Below are 17,180 nucleotides of genomic sequence, written 5' to 3'. Positions count from 1 at the left end.
TAAATATTTTCAGCTTTCCGGTTGCGTGCTAAATCCCGAACATGCTGGACGCCGGTTTTCTCTTCCCGCCTGTCAATGGCCGCACCCATGAGGTCTGCGGGGCGGGAGTTTATGTTTTCGCGTTTGCGCTTATGGCACAACGCGGGGGATACGCACTATGGGTGCGCGAAGAATGGGATACCCGTCAGATCAATCCAATTGGATTCGCCGGTTTTACAGAGCCCTCAGACGTGACAGTTTGCAACACAAGCGGTCAGACAGAAACGCTCGCAGTTGCTGAAGAGGCACTGCGCTCAGCAGCGGTCTCCCTTGTTGTTATGACGCTGAACAAGCCCGTAGGGCTAACCGAAGGGCGGCGGCTGCAGCTGGCCGCACGTGAGGGGAAATCCACCGGGCTGGCGATTATCCCGGAGGGACTGGGCAGCAATGCAGCTGAAACCCGCTGGCGCTGCACGCCCGTTTTTGATCCTGGCGCGGCTTCGCATGACTCGACTCTGCAAAAGTGGGAACTTATAAAGAACAAATCGGGAACATGTGGGGCTTGGTATGTTCGATGGGATCCGGCGGCGCGTCGTATCGTTATGGTTCCCCCGCCTGGCAAGCGAGCGGGTTTTGCGCCGTTGCCCGGTTGATGGGCCGTTTGCGCTGACCCTGAAACAGCAAAACGCGAACCGGATTTACTGCCTGAATACCGCCGCATCAGAACAGGGTCTGCATCCCGGTATGGCTTATGCGGATGCCCGCGCATTTTGCCCGGATTTGCAAAGCGGTGCGGCAGAGCCGGAACAGGACCAGCTGTTTCTGCGCCTCTTGTGCCGATGGGCTGCGCGCTATTGCCCCTGGGTGGGAGCGGAGGGCACGGACGGGCTGGTGCTGGATATCACTGGGGCCGCGCATCTTTTTGGCGGCGAAGAGGCCATGCTGGCGGATATGCGTATGCGGCTGATGCGTGCCGGGCTATCGGTGCAGGCCGGGCTGGCGGATACCCGCGGTGCCGCTTGGGCCTTGGCACATTATGGTGAAGGGATTGCCCCCACCGGAGAGACGCTGCCAAGTCTGAAACACTTGCCAATTGCAGCCCTGAGAATCGACGAACAGATATCTGTTACCTTGCAGCGTCTGGGAGTGCGCAGCATCGGCGATCTGGTCGACGCCGCGCGCGCCCCGCTCAACCGGCGCTTTGGGCCTGCGCTTTTGCGGCGTCTGGATCAGGCCTTGGGCACAGAGCCAGAGGCGATTTCCCCGCAGGCACCCCCACCGCATTATGCGGTTCGCATGACCTTGCCAGAGCCCATTGGCTTGCTGTCGGATGTCATGACCGGGGCGGAACGGCTTCTTCTGCCGCTTTGTGATAAGTTGAAAAGCCATGAAAAGGGCGCGCGGGAATTGCACCTCACCCTGCGTAGAGTAGATCAGGGGCACCAGCAGGTCGAGTTGCGGCTGGCGCGTCCGTTACGCGATCCGCAACGCATTTTACCCCTGTTCGAACGCGGTTTGAACGAGATCGATGCAGGTTTTGGTATCGACATGCTGCGGCTGGAAGCCACGCAGGTTGAAAGTCTGCCAGTGCAGCAGAGCAGCCATGTTTCGGATGGTGGAAAGGACAAGCTGGATGACCTGATTTCCCGTCTAGGAACACGCATCGGATTGGAAAACATTCAACGTTTCCTGCCCGCTGACAGTCACATCCCGGAGCGCAGCTTTATCATTGCTCCCGCCGCTTATTCGGAACCGGCAAGAGGATGGAGAAGCCTGAAATCGCGACCTTTGATTTTATTCCCGCCCGAACCCATTGCGGCCAGCGGGGCACGCCCGCCCAAGCGGTTTCGCTGGCGGCGGATGTCTTTGGCGACGGGGCGCGCCACCGGACCGGAACGCATTGCCCCGGAGTGGTGGCTGGAGGATGACAACTGGCGTTCAGGCCTGCGTGATTACTGGCGGGTGGAAACCATTCAGGGACGGCGGCTCTGGCTGTTTTATACACCGCAAAATCCCGGCTGGTTTGTGCAAGGTGAATTCACATGATCGAAGTCAACCGCACCCATCGTCCGGTTGAAGCGTTCCGCCGTGATATGCTGACAACCCGCATGCAGGGGCAGGATTATGCGGAGCTTTGTGTCACCACGAATTTCACTTTTCTGACCGGGGCCTCCCATCCCGAGGAATTGGTGGTGCGCGCGGCAGAACTGGGGCTGTCGGCCATTGCAATTACGGATTACAATTCGCTTGCAGGGGTAGTGCGCGCCTGGTCCGCGCTGAAGCAGCTGAAACGCGAAGCGCAAGACGGGGTGCAAATCCGGTCGCAATACCGGTTGGATTCCTCCTCCCGGCAGGAAATCGGGCATAACCACCGCATCGCCAAACCAGATTCTGTGATGCTTCCCAAGCTGATCGTAGGCTGCCGGCTGGTGGTGCAGGACAGTTCCGTGGACTGGATCACCCTGCCGCGTGACCGGGCTGCTTACAAGCGGTTGACGCGTCTTCTGACCCTCGGCAAACGGCGGGCAGACAAAGGGCAATGTATTCTTTATGCCAAGGATATGCTCCCGGCTTGCAAAGGCATGACTTTGATCGCCTTGCCGCGGGGGCGTTTGGATGAATCTGTCCCGGACATTCAAGCACTCAGGCGGCATTTCCCCGGGCATGTCTTTCTGGGCGCCGCGCCACGTTATGACGGAAGCGATCAGGCTTATTTATCCGCCTGCGCAGAGATTGCGCATAGGACTTCTGCGCCGATGGTTGCGGTGGGGGATGTGCTGATGCACCGCGCCAGCCGTCGGCAATTGGCGGATGTGCTGACCTGTATGCGCGAACATATCACCATTGATCAGATCGGCACTCGCGCCCTGCCTAACAGTGAACGCCGCCTGAAGCCGGGCGCGGATATGGCTCGCCTCTTTCGCAACCACCCGGCTGCATTGCGGCGGACATTGGAGATCGCAGACAAATGCAGTTTTGACCTAGGCGAGCTGTCCTATGAATACCCCCACGAAGACACAGCTGACGAAACCCCGCAGATGCGTTTGGAGCGTCTGGCGCATGAGGGGCTGAAACACCGTTATCCCGATGGGGCGCCGGACAGGGCGCTTCAACTGATGGCAAAAGAGCTGGACGTGGTGCGCGAACTGAATTTCCCGGCTTATTTCCTGACCGTGCATGACATCGTGCAATTTGCCAAATCCCAAGGCATTCTGTGTCAGGGGCGCGGGTCGGCAGCCAACTCCATTCTTTGCTACCTGCTCGGGATCACCGATGTCAGCCCCGATATGATTGCCATGGTGTTTGAACGTTTTGTATCCAAGCATCGCGGCGAGCCACCGGATATTGACGTGGATTTCGAACATGAGCGGCGCGAAGAGGTGATCCAGTGGATCTACCGCAAATATGGCCGTCACCGTGCAGGGCTCTGTGCCACGGTGATCCATTTCCGCACCCGCGCTGCCATCCGTGAAGTTGGTAAAGTCATGGGGTTGTCTCAGGATGTCACCGCTGGGTTGTCCAGCCAGATCTGGGGGATGACGAATGGCGGCGTCGATCTAGACCGTGTCAGGGAGTTGGGGCTTGATCCGAAGGACCGCCGCCTGATGCAGACTATCCGGCTGATTGGCGAGATCATCGGTTTCCCGCGCCATCTGTCTCAGCATGTGGGCGGCTTTGTCATCACCCGCGGACGGCTGGATGAATTGGCCCCGATTGAAAACGCCTCGATGGAAGACCGTACTGTAATCTGCTGGGACAAGGACGACATTGACGCTTTGGGTATCCTCAAAGTGGATGTGCTGGGGCTGGGTATGCTCAGCTGCATCCGCAAGGCATTTGCCCTGATGCAGAGCCACGAAAATATCACGCATAGCATTGCCTCAGTCCCCCAAGGGGATAAGGCCACCTATGACATGCTGTGCCGAGCCGATGCGATTGGCGTGTTTCAGGTGGAAAGCCGGGCGCAGATGAACTTTCTGCCCCGGATGCGCCCCCGTGAGTTTTACGATCTGGTGATCGAGGTCGCCATCGTGCGCCCGGGTCCCATCCAGGGCGACATGGTGCAGCCCTATATCCGGCGGCGGAACGGTCAGGAAAACATTGAACCCTTCGGCCCCGCACTGCAAGAGGTCACAAGGCGCACACTTGGCGTGCCGCTGTTTCAGGAACAGGCCATGCAGATCGCAGTGGTCGGCGCCGGATTTTCCGCCGAAGAGGCCGACCACCTGCGCCGGTCCCTTGCATCGTTCCGCCGGATGGGGACCATCGGAAAGTATCGTGACAAGTTCATCGCCGGTATGCTGAAGAACGGCTATAGCCCGGACGTGGCCGAACGCTGTTTCGGCCAGATTGAGGGCTTTGCCGATTACGGCTTCCCCGAAAGCCACGCCGCCGCCTTTGCCATGCTGGCCTACGTATCGGCCTGGCTTAAATGCCACCACCCGGCGATCTTTGGCTGCGCGTTGCTGAATTCCCAGCCAATGGGTTTCTACGCCCCGGCGCAGATTGTCCGTGATGTCCGCGAACACGGGGTGGAGACCCGCCCGGTCTGCGTGAACAAATCCACGTGGGACAACACGCTGGAACGCCGGCCCGACGGTGCGCTTGCTCTTCGACTGGGATTTCGGCAGATCAAGGGTTTTAAAGAAGAGGATGCGAACTGGATCGTCGCCGCTCGTGGCAACGGCTACCCCGATCCGCAAGCGCTCTGGCTAAGGGCGGGTATCCGGCCCGCTGTTCTGACCAGGCTGGCCGAAGCCGACGCCTTTGCAGACACGGGCCTGACGCGGCGCGATGCGCTTTGGCATGTCAAAGCCATTCAAAGCCCGGAGCCTTTACCCCTGTTCAATGACCCGATTGACGGGGAAATCATCAAGGAACCCGCTGTTCATTTGCCCGATATGAATCTGGGCGAAGAGGTGGTGGAAGATTACGTTTCTACCCGGCTGACCTTGCGCGCGCATCCTATGGAGCTCTTGAGGCCAGCACTTCCGGGTCTTGTGACCCATGCGTCATTGCAGGATATCCCCTTAGGCCGCTACAGCGTTTGCGGTCTTGTGATCACCCGGCAGCGTCCGGGAACAGCCTCGGGTGTGATTTTCCTGACGCTTGAAGACGAAACAGGTGTCAGCAATGTTGTTGTTTGGAAGAAAATCTACGAACGCTTTCGGCGTGTTGTTATGGGCGGCCGCCTGTTGCGCGTAACAGGTTATCTGCAACGCGAAGGCATCGTTGTACACCTGATCGCGCAGGATGTTGAGGATGTATCATACAAGCTTTCCGAATTGGGGCACCCGCAGCCCGAAGGCCTCACCACCGAGGGGGCCCGCGCAGATGACACCCCCAAACAAGCCCGTTATCCCTCACGTGCGATGCACCCACGCGATCAGGCAAAACAATTGTTTCCAAGCCGCGATTTTCATTGAACCAGACCTTCAAGCAGGGCGCCGCATTCGGCACTGTGGGGCTTTCTCTTGTATTCCGCTGCAGTCGGTATCCGGATAGAGCCCGGTCACGAGCTGAAAGCTCGGCATTTGCCGCCCCATGAACAGGCGTTCAAGACGCGTGCGGCAAATGCCCGGATCCAGCCCCAACCGGACCTCCTGCATTCCGCATAGTGTAAATCAGTCGGGAGAAAGCGGGAGTTCGATCCTCAAATGATTTGTGCATCAGGACCCTTCCAGATCACCGGCCATGGGCGGTTCCTAATGGGGTGCGGGCTGCCGGCGCTGCCTGGAAACGGCTCTCTCGAAGTCCGTTTCACGTGGCATAGGGCAGGGCCCCCACCGCATTGTCCAAGGCGCGTTTGACCTGTTCTGATCCCGCGGGTCCCTGAAATGCGGCTGCTTCAGGCTGCTCAGAAAATCGCGATCGCAGGGAGAATATTCTGCTGGCCGCGGGTTTGAAAAGACATGCGTTGCGCGCTTTGCGTCTGGTCCAAGATGCATGTTTCCCTTAAGGCCGTGAGGCCAAAGAGCTGTTTTTCATTTGACCAAACGGTTGAAACATCCTGCTCGACCCTCACTTTATGGCGGACCATTCAGACAGGAACAGACCTATGCTAAAATCCCTTACTTTCGGCGCGCTTACCGCCGCCGTGCTGGGCACCGCCGCCATCGCCGAGACTGAACAGCTGCGGGTTGGCATGTCGGGAGGCTACTTCCCGTTTACCTTTGTCAAACAGGACCAGCTGCAAGGTTTCGAAGTCGATGTGATGGACGCAGTGGGCAAAGTGGCCGGTCTGGACATCGCTTATGAGACCATGACCTTTTCCGGGCTGGTCGGGGCTCTGGAATCCGGACGGATCGATACCATTGCAAACCAGATCACGATCACGCCGGAGCGCGAGGCAAAATTCGCCTTCAGCCAGCCCTACGTGATTGATGGGGCGCAGGTCGTCGTGCGTAAAGGCAATGAAGAGGTCGGGTCGGTCGAAGACCTGCGTGGCCGGTCGGTTGCGGTCAACCTCGGCTCGAACTTCGAGCAGCTTCTGCATGAGCTGCCTTATGCGGAAGACATCGACATCCGCACTTACGAGAGCAATATCGCCCAGGACACCGCGCTTGGACGGGTCGATGCCTTTGTGATGGACCGCGTGTCGTCGGTCCAGCTGATCAAGGAAAGTCCGCTGCCGCTGGAACTGGCCGGGGCGCCGTTCTCCGAGATCCGCAATGCGCTGCCGTTTGCCGATACCGAAGAGGGGCGCGCGCTGCGTGACCGGATCGATGCGGCACTGGACACGCTGCGGGCGGATGGCACCTTGACCGAAATCTCCATGAAGTGGTTCGGTTCTGACATTACAGTTGCGCAATAGGACAGACGATGCGGGCGCTCGACTTCGATTACATGCTTGGGCTTGTGCCCGTCATCCTTTCCTATGTTCCGATCACCCTGGCAATGGCCGGCGCATCCATGGTGCTTGCGCTGGCTCTTGCCTCGCTGCTGGCGGTCGAACGGGTCATCAAGGTTCCGGTTCTGGACAGGCTGGTTGTTCTGTTCATCAGCTTCTTCCGCGGCACCCCGCTGCTGGTGCAGCTGTTTTTGTTCTATTTCGGCTTGCCGCAGCTGCTGCCTGCGCTTGCCAATATCAATGGCGTCACGGCCGCGATCATGGGGCTTACGCTTCATTTCGCCGCTTACATGGCCGAAAGCATCCGGGCTGCTATTGCAGGGGTCGACCGCAGCCAGTGGGAGGCGGCGCAATCCATCGGCATGACGCAGGCGCAGATGATGCGCCGCATCATTCTTCCGCAGGCGGCGCGGATCGCGGCGCCGACGCTGGTGAACTACTTCATTGATATGATCAAGGGCACCTCGCTCGCCTTCACACTGGGCGTTACTGAAATGATGGGCGCCGCCCAGAAGGAGGCGGCTGGCAGCTTCCTCTATTTCGAGGCGTTCCTGGTGGTTGCCGTCATCTACTGGATCATGGTTGAGGCGCTGAGCCAGGTGCAGGGCCGGCTGGAAACCCGTCTGAACAAGGCTTTTGCGCGATGATTTCAATCCGGGGACTGACCAAGTCGTTTCGCGGCGCACCAGTGCTGCGCGGCATCGACCTCGATATCAAGGACGGTGAAAAGGTCGTCGTGATCGGCCCGTCCGGCACCGGGAAGTCGACGCTGCTGCGGAGCCTGAATTTCCTCGACGTGCCGGATGCGGGGCAAATAACCGTCGGCGATCTGACCGTTGATGCCGCGCGGGCGTCCAAGTCCGATATCCTGGCCTTGCGCCGCCGCACCGGGTTTGTGTTTCAGAACTACGCGCTCTTTGCCAACAAGACGGCGAAAGAGAACATAATGGAGGCGCTTGTCACCGTACAGAAGCGCCCCCGCGCAGAGGCCGAGGAGCGCGCGCTGTCAGTGCTGCGTGAAACCGGGCTGGCCGAGAAGGCGGACAGCTACCCGGCTGCATTGTCCGGCGGCCAGCAGCAGCGCGTGGGCATTGGCCGAGCGATGGCCCTGGGCGCCGAAGTATTGCTGTTTGACGAGCCGACCTCGGCGCTGGATCCGGAATGGGTGGGGGAAGTGCTGGACCTGATGCGGCGGGTCGCCGAGAAAAGCCAGACCATGATCATCGTCACCCACGAGATGCAGTTCGCGCGCGAAATTGCGGACCGCATTGTTTTCATGGACGGCGGCAAGATCGTTGAATCCGGCCCGCCAAGTCAGATCTTTGATGCGCCCCGGGACGACCGGCTGAGGCGGTTCCTGAAGCGGGTCGGCCGCGAGGAAGGGACCGGGTAAAGGCCGCAGGGCAGAGGTGGCTGAAAGGCCTTCATCCACTATCCGGCAGCCTACCCTGCAGGCCCTGACCCAAAGGCCTCTGCAGGGAAGGCGCGCCCTGCACCCCGGCGCGATAATGGCTTGCACTGCGGAGCCGCCGCAGACCAAGGTGGCGAAACCATGCTGGGTGAGGGAGTGCATGAATGGGGCGGGACCGGCACCGGGTTGCGATCGTTGGGCTCGGGCCGCGCGGCCTGGCAGCGCTGGAGGCGCTGGTGCGCCATGCTTCCGGGGCAGGCGCAGCCCTGGCGGTGGATGTCTTCGAGCCGTCGGGCTGGCCTGCGTCGGGTTCAAGCTTCAGTCCCGGCGAAAGTGAAACCTGCCTGCTGAACCTGCCGTTGCGCAGTATAGATCTGCCGCCGCCGCCATTCGCGCGCGAGGGGGAAGGCAGTTTTGCCGACTGGATGGGCCTGACCGGCGGCGATGGCGAGGCGTATCTGCCGCGGGCCAGGCTTGGCGCCTATCTGAACGCCCGGTTCGACACGCTTCTTGCGCGGTTGCCAAGCCATATAACGGTGACCCGGCGCACAGTGCGGGTGACTGAGGCCTGGCGCATCGGGGAGGGCTGGCAGCTGTATGCGCAAGGCGTGGTTCATGGCCCGTTCGGTCATGTGCTGCTGTCGCTTGGCCAGCCTGAAACTGCCAGCGATGAACAGCTTTGCCGCTGGCAGGATCACGCGGACCGCCATTCATTGCCCTTGAAGCCTGCCTACCCGGGAAAAGAGCTGATAGATGCGGCTGAAGCCTGGACGGGGCGGGTGGTCGGCATACGCGGCATGGCGCTTTCGGCGCTTGATGTGGTCCGCATGCTGACCTTGGGACTGGGGGGCAGGTTCGCAGGCAGCAGTTACATCGCGTCAGGACGGGAACCGGCCAGGATCGTGCCGTTCTCGCTGGATGGTCACGCACCCGCGCCGAAACCCCTGAACGCAAAGCTGGATGCGCGCTTTGATCCCTTGCAGGAAGAAAACGCGGCCTTCGAGGAGGCCTTGCGTGCCGGCTTGTTTGCGCAGCCCGGGTCCGGACTGGAGCCGGTGCGCGGCGTGCTTGAAAGCGCGGCACTGCGCATCATCCGCGCAGGCGGAGGCGCGGTTCAGTCTGACGAGGTGCGCGAGTGGCTGGAGCTGGAAAGCGAACACCCCGGCAGCCAGGAGCAGCGGGGAACGCTGGACGCCCTGCGCGCGGGTATCTCCCAGGCCGAGGGGCGGGAGCCGCCCGCCATCGGTTATACGATCGGCCAGCTTTGGCGGAAATGGCAGCCGCTGCTGCGCCGCGTGTTCGACAGCGCTTCCGTGCCTGCCGCCACCGCGCAGGAATTTGTGAGTTTCGACGACGGGCTCAAGCGGTACTCCTATGGTGCGCCGGTGGACACCGCCCGTCAGCTGCAGATCCTGATCGAAACCGGGCTGGTGGACGCGCGTGCCGCGGATGATCCCGATATTACGCTTACCCCGCAGGGCTGGAAGCTGCACAGCGGCGGGCATACGGTCACCGCCAGCGTCATGGTCGACGCTGTGCTGCCCCAGCCTGCGCTGGCCCCCGTCACGGAACCGCTGGTGGCCGGGCTGCGGCGGGACCTGCCGCTGAAACCCCTGGGTGACGGTTTGGGCGCGCGCTGTGCCCCCGATGCAGCACTGATCGCGGCAGACGGGGTGCGGGTGGCCGGGCTAGCGCTGGTGGGCCGTTTGGCGAATGGCAGCGCCATCGCCACGGATTCGATTCATGATTGTTTTGGCAGCATCCCCGACCAATGGGCGCAGAGCGTGGTTTCGGCGCTTCCGGATCTGGGGGCTTCCGCGTCCTGATATCCGGCCCGGATTCACACGACTGCGCCGCGGTGTTGAGCAGGACTGCCGGCGGGTGCCGTGCTGCCGTCAGGGCAACGGATTGCACTGCCGGGTATTGAAGTCCGGAGGAATTGGTTGGATAAGTCCCGGGCAATTTGAGATGGATTTTCAATAAGGGGGGCAGTTCCTCTGAGTGCTGTGGTCCTGGCGCGCATTCCCGTGCCGGGCAAGGCTCGCTGGTGCCTCCCGTATTCTGATCTGCAGTTTTCATGCCCGTTTGGGCCGCATTTTTTTGGAGCTGTTCCTTGAATAACAACGTCGACCCATCCCCGTTATCATACCTGACTGCGGAACCGGCTGCTGACGGGCTGCATCGGCTGGAGATGGCGGTGCAGCGGGCGGGCGAGGGCCTGATCCGATGGCAGGCCGGGTGCCTGGAGCAGGTCAGCGGCGTGCCTTTGGCTGGTGCCGAGATTACCCTGCTGCTGCTGATCGGCAGCGGCAGGCGGCCAAAATCCATCAAGGAGCTGGCGCGTGCAACCAACCGTGTGGATATCCCGAATATCCAGTATTCCTTGCGCAAGCTGGCGTCGGCAGGACTGACCCGCAAACAGGGGGCTGGCCGTTCTGGAGTGACCTACAGCCTGACTGACGACGGCTGCCAGCTGGCCGGTAAGCTGAACGCTCTTCGTGAACGCCTGCTGACGCAGGCGATTGAAGGGCATTCTGAATTGGCCGGGCGGTTGCGGGGGGCTGCCGATGTGCTGGAAGAACTTGTTGAGCTGTACGGCGCAGCAGCGCATCAGGCAGACGCGCAAAGCAAGGACTGACAGGCGGCTGGCCCATTGCAGCGGCTTGCAGCGGCGGCGTAAGGTGCTGCCATGATCGAACTCAAAGACCTTCAGTTGCTCACCGCATTGGCGCGGCACCAGCATTTTGCCAAGGCCGCCGCCGACTGCGGCATGTCGCAGCCGGCCTTCTCCATGCGGATCCGCAATCTGGAGGAGCGGCTGGGCCTGTCCATCGTGCGCCGTGCCAACCGCTTTCAGGGGCTGACCGAAGAGGGCTTGATGATCGTGCGCCGGGGGCGCTCGATCCTGGATGATGCAAAGGCGCTGGAACAGGAGATCGCCGCGTCGCGCGGCGAAGTGACCGGCACGCTGGTGCTGGGGGTGGTGCCCACTGCCACCGCCTGGGCGGCGCAGCTGGTGGACCAGGTGCATCAGGCCTATCCGCGGATTCTGGCCCGGGTGGAGGTCACCACCTCGTTGGCTATCCAGCAGCGCCTTTATGATGGTACAATTGATGCAGGTATTACCTACGCCGAGAGCCTCGGTCAGGACCTGGTGACAGTGCAGCCGCTGTATGACGAAAGCTATGTGCTGCTGGCGCCCGAAGAGATGGTGGCGGGGCGCGGTGACACGATAAGCTGGGCCGAGGCCGCTGATTTGCCGCTGAGCCTTCTGGACCAGCAGATGCAGAACCGCCGTATTCTGGACCGGATCTTTGCCGATCTGGAACTGAGGCCGGAAATCGTGTCCGAGTCCAACGGCTTTATGGCGTCTATGGTGCTGGCGCGCGAAGGTTCGGCGGCAACGATTCTGCCGCGGGCGCTGATGCAGGCCTTGGGAGAGCTGGGTGGAACCCGGGTTCTTGGTCTGACCGGGCCGGAACAATCGCGGCCGATCTGCATTGCAACGCTGGACCGGACCCCGGAATTGACCACGGTCCGGGCGCTGAAAGAGGTGGTTGCGACGTTTGTGGACGATGGGATGCCGCAAATGGCGTGATAATCTTATCTTATCGTGCAATCGGTTTTCTAGATTTGACGATATTCATTCTTGATGGCATTTCGGAATGAAATACGTGCTGACTGGAGGACCCCATGGCACCATTGGATGATAGCAAGGGCGTATGGAAGTCCGGCCGCGGCAAGGGGCGCAAGACGCCCAAAGGCCGCCAGGTCGACGACATCGCGCTGAGCGAGGTTCAGGACCTGCTGGGGGACCGCCCGCGCAACCGTGACCTGCTGATCGAGTTCCTGCACCTGATCCAGGACAAATACGGCCACCTGAGCGCCGCGCACATCCGGGCGCTGGCTGAGGAGATGCGCACCGGTCAGGCAGAGATCTATGAGGTGGCGAGTTTCTATGCCCATTTCGATGTGGTGAAGGAAGGTGAGGCCCCGCCGCCGGCGCTGACCATCCGGGTGTGTGACTCGCTGTCCTGCGAACTGGCGGGGGCACAGCAGCTGCAGAAGGCGCTGGAAGACGGTCTGGACGCGAGCCAGGTCCGCGTGCTGCGCGCACCCTGCATGGGCCGCTGCGATACCGCGCCAGTGCTGGAAATCGGCCACAACCACATCGACCACGCCACGGTGGAGAAGGTCGAAGCCGCGATTGCGGCAGGTGACACCCACGCGCATATCCCTGCCTATGAAACCTTCGCCGACTATGAGGCCGAAGGCGGCTATGCCGCGCTGAAAGACCTGCGGGCAAACGGCGACTGGGAGGCGGTTCAGGCGAAAGTCAAAGAAGCGGGCCTGCGCGGTCTGGGCGGCGCCGGCTTCCCCTCCGGCACCAAATGGGGGTTTGTGCGCGCCAACGAAGGTCCGCGTTACCTGGCCGTGAACGGCGACGAGGGCGAGCCCGGCACTTTCAAGGACCGCTACTACCTGGAGCGCACTCCGCATGTCTTCCTCGAAGGCATGTTGATCGCCGCCTGGGCGGTCGAGGCCGAGAAAGCCTTTATCTACATGCGCGACGAATATCCGGCGGTGCTGGAAATCCTGCGCCGCGAGATCAAGGCGCTGGAAGAGGCCGGCATCGTCGAGGCAGGCTACATTGACCTGCGCCGCGGGGCTGGGGCCTATATCTGCGGTGAAGAAAGCGCGATGATCGAGTCGATCGAGGGCAAGCGCGGCGAGCCGCGCCACCGTCCGCCGTTTGTGGCGCAGGTGGGTATTTTCGGGCGGCCGACCCTCGTCCACAACGTGGAAACCCTCTACTGGGTCTGCAAGATCAACCGCGAAGGCCCGGAGTGCCTGAACTCGGTTGAGAAGAACGGCCGCAAGGGGTTGCGCAGCTATTCGGTCTCGGGCCGTGTGAAGAAGCCGGGCGTGCATCTGCTGCCCGCCGGTTCCACCATCACCGATATCATCGAGGCCTGCGGCGGTATGCTGGATGGCCACGCCTTCAAGGCCTACCAGCCGGGCGGCCCGTCCTCTGGCCTGCTGCCTGCGTCGATGAACGACATTCCGCTCGACTTCGACACTTTGCAGCCGCATGGCACCTTCATCGGGTCTGCTGCCGTGGTGGTGCTGTCCGATCAGGACTCGGCCCGCGATGCGGCGCTCAACATGCTGCGCTTTTTCGAAGATGAAAGCTGCGGCCAGTGCACTCCCTGCCGGGTGGGCTGCGAGAAAGCCGTCAAGCTGATGAGTGAGAAGAAGTGGGACCAGGGCCTGCTGGAAGAGCTGAGCACCGCAATGGTCGATGCCTCGATCTGCGGTCTGGGCCAGGCTGCGCCGAACCCGATCCGCCTGACCATGAAACATTTTCCGGATGAGGTCTGAGCCATGAGCGATAAAGTCACATTCACACTCGATGGCGAACAGGTCACGGCGGACAAGGGCCTGACCATCTGGGAAGTCGCCAATGGCCGCGGGCTGAAGATCCCGCATCTGTGCCACAAGCCGGCCCCGGGCTACCGCCCGGACGGTAACTGCCGCGCCTGCATGGTGGAGATCGAAGGCGAGCGCACGCTGGCCGCCTCCTGCATTCGCGAACCCGCCGAGGGCATGGTTGTCACCACCAACAATGCGCGCGCCGAAAACGCCCGCAAGATGGTGATGGAACTGCTGATGGCCGACCAGCCCAAGCGGGAAGAGGCGCACGACAGATCCTCCCACATGTGGGATATGGCAGAGCTGAACGGCGTTACCGAAAGCCGCTTCCCCAAGCTGGAAGACGGCCGCATTCCGCTGCTGGACGACAGCCATATCGCCATGAAGGTGAACCTAGATGCCTGTATCTCCTGCGGCCTGTGCGTGCGGGCCTGCCGTGAAGTGCAGGTGAACGATGTGATCGGCATGGCCGGCCGCGGCCACAACGCCTTTCCGACTTTCGACATCGCCGACCCGATGGGCCAGTCCACCTGCGTCGCTTGCGGCGAATGTGTGCAGGCTTGCCCGACCGGCGCGCTGATGCCCGCGACCGTGCTCGACGACAACCAGGCTGGCGACAGCAAAGACTACGATTCCGAAACCGAAAGCGTTTGCCCGTTCTGCGGCGTCGGCTGCAAGGTCAGCCTCAAGGTCAAGGACGGCAAGGTCAAATACGTCGACGGCATCAACGGCCCGGCCAACGAGGGCCGCCTGTGCGTCAAGGGCCGTTTTGGCTTTGATTACATCCACCACCCGCATCGCCTGACTAAGCCGCTGATCCGCCGTGACGACGCGCCTGCAAAAGGCCTGAACGTCGATCCGGGCAACCTGTCCACCCATTTCCGTGAAGCGTCCTGGGAAGAGGCGATGGATCTGGCTGCCAAAGGCCTGATGCGCCTGCGCGATGAGAACCCGAAATCGGTTGCGGGCTTCGGCTCGGCGAAATGCACCAATGAAGAGGCGTACCTCTTCCAGAAGTTCATCCGTCAGGGGTTCAAGCACAACAACGTCGATCACTGCACCCGCCTGTGCCATGCGTCGTCCGTTGCGGCACTGATCGAAAACGTTGGCTCCGGCGCGGTGACCGCGACATTCAACGAGATCGAAAACGCCGATGTGGCGATCGTGATCGGCTCCAACCCGATCGAAAACCACCCGGTGGCGGCAACCTACTTCAAACAGTTCACCAAACGCGGCGGCAAGCTGATCGTGATGGATCCGCGCGGGGTCGGCCTGCGCCGGTTCGCGACCGAGATGGTGCAGTTCCGCCCCGGCGCAGACGTGTCGATGCTGAACGCGATCATGAATGTGATCGTCGAGGAAGAGCTTTACGACAGCCAGTACATTCACCGCTGGACTGAGAACTGGGATGCCGAGAAAGCGCACCTGAAGCAGTTCACGCCGGAGAAGATGTCGGACATCTGCGGCGTCTCCCCCGATCAGCTGCGCCGCGTTGCGCGCACCTTTGCGGGCGGCAAGGCGGGCCTGATCTTCTGGGGCATGGGCGTGTCCCAGCACATCCACGGCACCGACAACTCACGCTGCCTGATCTCGCTGGCGCTGATGACCGGCAATGTGGGTAAACCGGGCGCGGGCCTGCATCCGCTGCGCGGCCAGAACAATGTGCAGGGCGCGTCTGATGCGGGCCTCATTCCGATGTTCCTGCCGGATTACCAGACAGTGACCTCGGACGACGTGCGCAAGAGCTTCACCGATGTCTGGGGCGGCGGCGATTTCTCGAACGAGAAGGGCCTCACCGTGACGGAGATCGTGGACGAGGCTTATGCAGGCAACATCAAGGGCATGTACATCCAGGGCGAAAACCCGGCGATGTCCGACCCGGATGCGGACCACGCGCGCGACGCCTTTGCCAAGCTGGAGCTGATGATCGTTCAGGACATCTTCCTGACCGAGACGGCCAACTATGCCGACATCATCCTGCCGGCCTCGGCGCTCTATGAGAAGAACGGCACCGTGTCGAACACCAACCGCCAGGTGCAGCGCGTGCGGCCTGCCGTTCCGCCTCCGGGCGAAGCGCGGGAGGACTGGCAGGTCACTGTCGAACTGGCGCAGCGCATCGGCTTGCCCTGGGACTACAAGGACGTCAGCGAAGTCTTCGCCGAGATGAAGCTGAACATGAAGTCCTTGGACAACATAACCTGGGAACGTCTGGAAACCGAAACCATTACCTACCCGTCGCTGCATGAGACCGACCCCGGTCAGGCGATTGTGTTCGGTGACGGCTTCCCGCGCCCGGATGGCCGTGCCCGCTTTACCCCGGCATCGGTTATTCCGCCGGATGAGGCGCCGGATGAGGAGTTCCCGATGATCATGACCACTGGCCGCCAGTTGGAGCATTGGCATACCGGCTCGATGACCCGCCGGTCCAAGGTTCTGGACGCGGTAGAGCCGGAGGCGAACTGCTCGCTCAACCCGCGCACGCTCAAGCTGATGGGCATCGAACCGGGCGAGATGATCCGCCTGTCGACCCGCCGCGGCTCGATCGAGATCATGGCGCGGGCTGACCGGGCAATTGCCGAGGACATGGTGTTTGTGCCCTTTGCTTATGTCGAGGCGGCGGCCAACATCCTGACCAACCCGGCGCTCGACCCCTATGGCAAGATCCCCGAGTTCAAGTTCTCGGCGGTGAGGGTCGAGAAGATCGAAGGGCAGATTGCAGCCGAGTAAACCGGCAAAACTGTTTGAGGAAACAGGGCGGGTGCGGAACGAAGGGTTCCGCGCCCTTTTCTTCTGGTGGCGCCGGGCTGGCGCCTGGCCCGCCTTTCAGAGGGAGCGGTGCAGGGCACCGGTAACTTTGCTTGGCTTACCGGTGCCGGGCCAGGAACCGGTCCAGATCCCGCTGGGCGGGACGGGTGCCGGTGAAGACCTCTATCCAGCCGGGCATCAGCGAGATCCGGTATTCCGTGCTCTCGTGCACCTGCATCGAGATATAGCCGATCTGGGTGTAGATCATGGCCCGGGCCCGGATCAGCGCATCTGCCTCCGGGTACTCAAAGCGCACGAACATTTCTGTCATGGCTTTTTCACGCCGGGCATCGGCCAGGTCCAGCCGTTCCTGCAGGCGGCTGTCATTGCGCCCCCAGTTGCGGATCGCCAGGTCAAGGCGGGCATCAAACAGCTTAGGGTCAAGCCAGCAGTCGAACAGATTGAAAAGCGCCTCGGCAATGCTTTCAGCATAGGCTTCGGTCCGGGCAACCAGGTTGCCGGTGTTTTTCTCCTCCCAGCGGCGGATCATCGCTTCCAGCAGGGCCTCGCGGTCTGTGAAGTGCCAGTAGAAGCTGGTGCGCGACACGCCCAGCCGCTTGGCCAGTGGCATCACCTTCACTGCCTCCACGCCGCTTTCGGTGAGCACGTCATAGGCGGCGGACAGCCAGTTCTCTTCGCTCAGGCGCGGGCGGGAGATATCCTGTGTGGTCATGCCTAAGCCTTAGCAGCCGTACCGGGCGG

12 protein-coding genes are annotated in these 17,180 nt (G+C 61.7%); 11 read left to right on the top strand and 1 reads right to left on the bottom strand.

The features are described from left to right. Positions 1-41: 41 nt before the first annotated feature. From DAEP_RS23610 to fdhF, 11 genes are all read left to right on the top strand, one after another. Positions 42-632: an ImuA family protein gene (locus DAEP_RS23610; RefSeq protein ID WP_084204428.1), complete on the top strand. Its 591-nt coding sequence runs from the start codon at positions 42-44 to the stop codon at positions 630-632. Beyond that, a complete protein-coding gene (locus DAEP_RS0113395; RefSeq protein ID WP_027244986.1) occupies positions 547-2,025 on the top strand; it encodes a Y-family DNA polymerase in 1,479 nt (492 codons plus the stop codon). Before DAEP_RS23610 ends, DAEP_RS0113395 begins: the two co-directional genes overlap by 86 nt. Continuing rightward, complete coding sequence (locus DAEP_RS0113390; RefSeq protein ID WP_027244985.1) at positions 2,022-5,405, top strand: error-prone DNA polymerase; 3,384 nt, start codon at positions 2,022-2,024, stop codon at positions 5,403-5,405. The genes DAEP_RS0113395 and DAEP_RS0113390 overlap by 4 nt, the downstream gene beginning before the upstream one ends. 632 nt (positions 5,406-6,037) lie before the next feature. Then, positions 6,038-6,793: an amino acid ABC transporter substrate-binding protein gene (locus tag DAEP_RS0113385; protein WP_027244984.1), complete on the top strand. Its 756-nt coding sequence runs from the start codon at positions 6,038-6,040 to the stop codon at positions 6,791-6,793. An 8-nt stretch (positions 6,794-6,801) separates the two neighbouring features. Continuing rightward, on the top strand, positions 6,802-7,476 hold the full coding sequence (locus DAEP_RS0113380) for an amino acid ABC transporter permease (RefSeq protein WP_008555463.1): 675 nt from the start codon (positions 6,802-6,804) through the stop codon (positions 7,474-7,476). After that, entirely contained in the window at positions 7,473-8,222 is a 750-nt protein-coding gene (locus tag DAEP_RS0113375; protein WP_027244983.1) for an amino acid ABC transporter ATP-binding protein, read from the top strand. The genes DAEP_RS0113380 and DAEP_RS0113375 overlap by 4 nt, the downstream gene beginning before the upstream one ends. Positions 8,223-8,404: 182 nt before the next feature. Continuing rightward, a complete protein-coding gene (locus tag DAEP_RS0113370) occupies positions 8,405-10,066 on the top strand; it encodes an FAD/NAD(P)-binding protein (protein WP_027244982.1) in 1,662 nt (553 codons plus the stop codon). 287 nt (positions 10,067-10,353) lie between these two features. After that, positions 10,354-10,878: a winged helix DNA-binding protein gene (locus DAEP_RS22715; RefSeq protein WP_245595089.1), complete on the top strand. Its 525-nt coding sequence runs from the start codon at positions 10,354-10,356 to the stop codon at positions 10,876-10,878. A gap of 51 nt (positions 10,879-10,929) precedes the next feature. Next, on the top strand, positions 10,930-11,838 hold the full coding sequence (locus DAEP_RS0113360) for a LysR family transcriptional regulator (RefSeq protein ID WP_027244981.1): 909 nt from the start codon (positions 10,930-10,932) through the stop codon (positions 11,836-11,838). Positions 11,839-11,933: 95 nt separating this feature from the next. Further along, positions 11,934-13,622 carry an NAD(P)H-dependent oxidoreductase subunit E gene (locus tag DAEP_RS0113355; RefSeq protein WP_027244980.1) on the top strand — a complete coding sequence of 563 codons (1,689 nt, stop codon included), beginning with the start codon at positions 11,934-11,936 and terminating at the stop codon, positions 13,620-13,622. Between the two features lie 3 nt (positions 13,623-13,625). Then, positions 13,626-16,400, top strand: coding sequence for a formate dehydrogenase subunit alpha (gene fdhF / locus DAEP_RS0113350; RefSeq protein ID WP_027244979.1), 2,775 nt, complete (start codon positions 13,626-13,628; stop codon positions 16,398-16,400). Positions 16,401-16,536: 136 nt separating this feature from the next. On the opposite strand, the gene DAEP_RS0113345 is transcribed toward fdhF, so the two are convergent. Then, a complete protein-coding gene (locus tag DAEP_RS0113345; RefSeq protein ID WP_027244978.1) occupies positions 16,537-17,151 on the bottom strand; it encodes a TetR/AcrR family transcriptional regulator in 615 nt (204 codons plus the stop codon). Positions 17,152-17,180 lie beyond the last annotated feature (29 nt).

This window comes from Leisingera daeponensis DSM 23529 (assembly GCF_000473145.1).
Taxonomy (GTDB): Bacteria; Pseudomonadota; Alphaproteobacteria; order Rhodobacterales; family Rhodobacteraceae; genus Leisingera; species Leisingera daeponensis.
The sequence above is the reverse complement of the archived record's forward strand: the minus strand, read 5'-3'. Positions and strand labels throughout refer to the sequence as shown.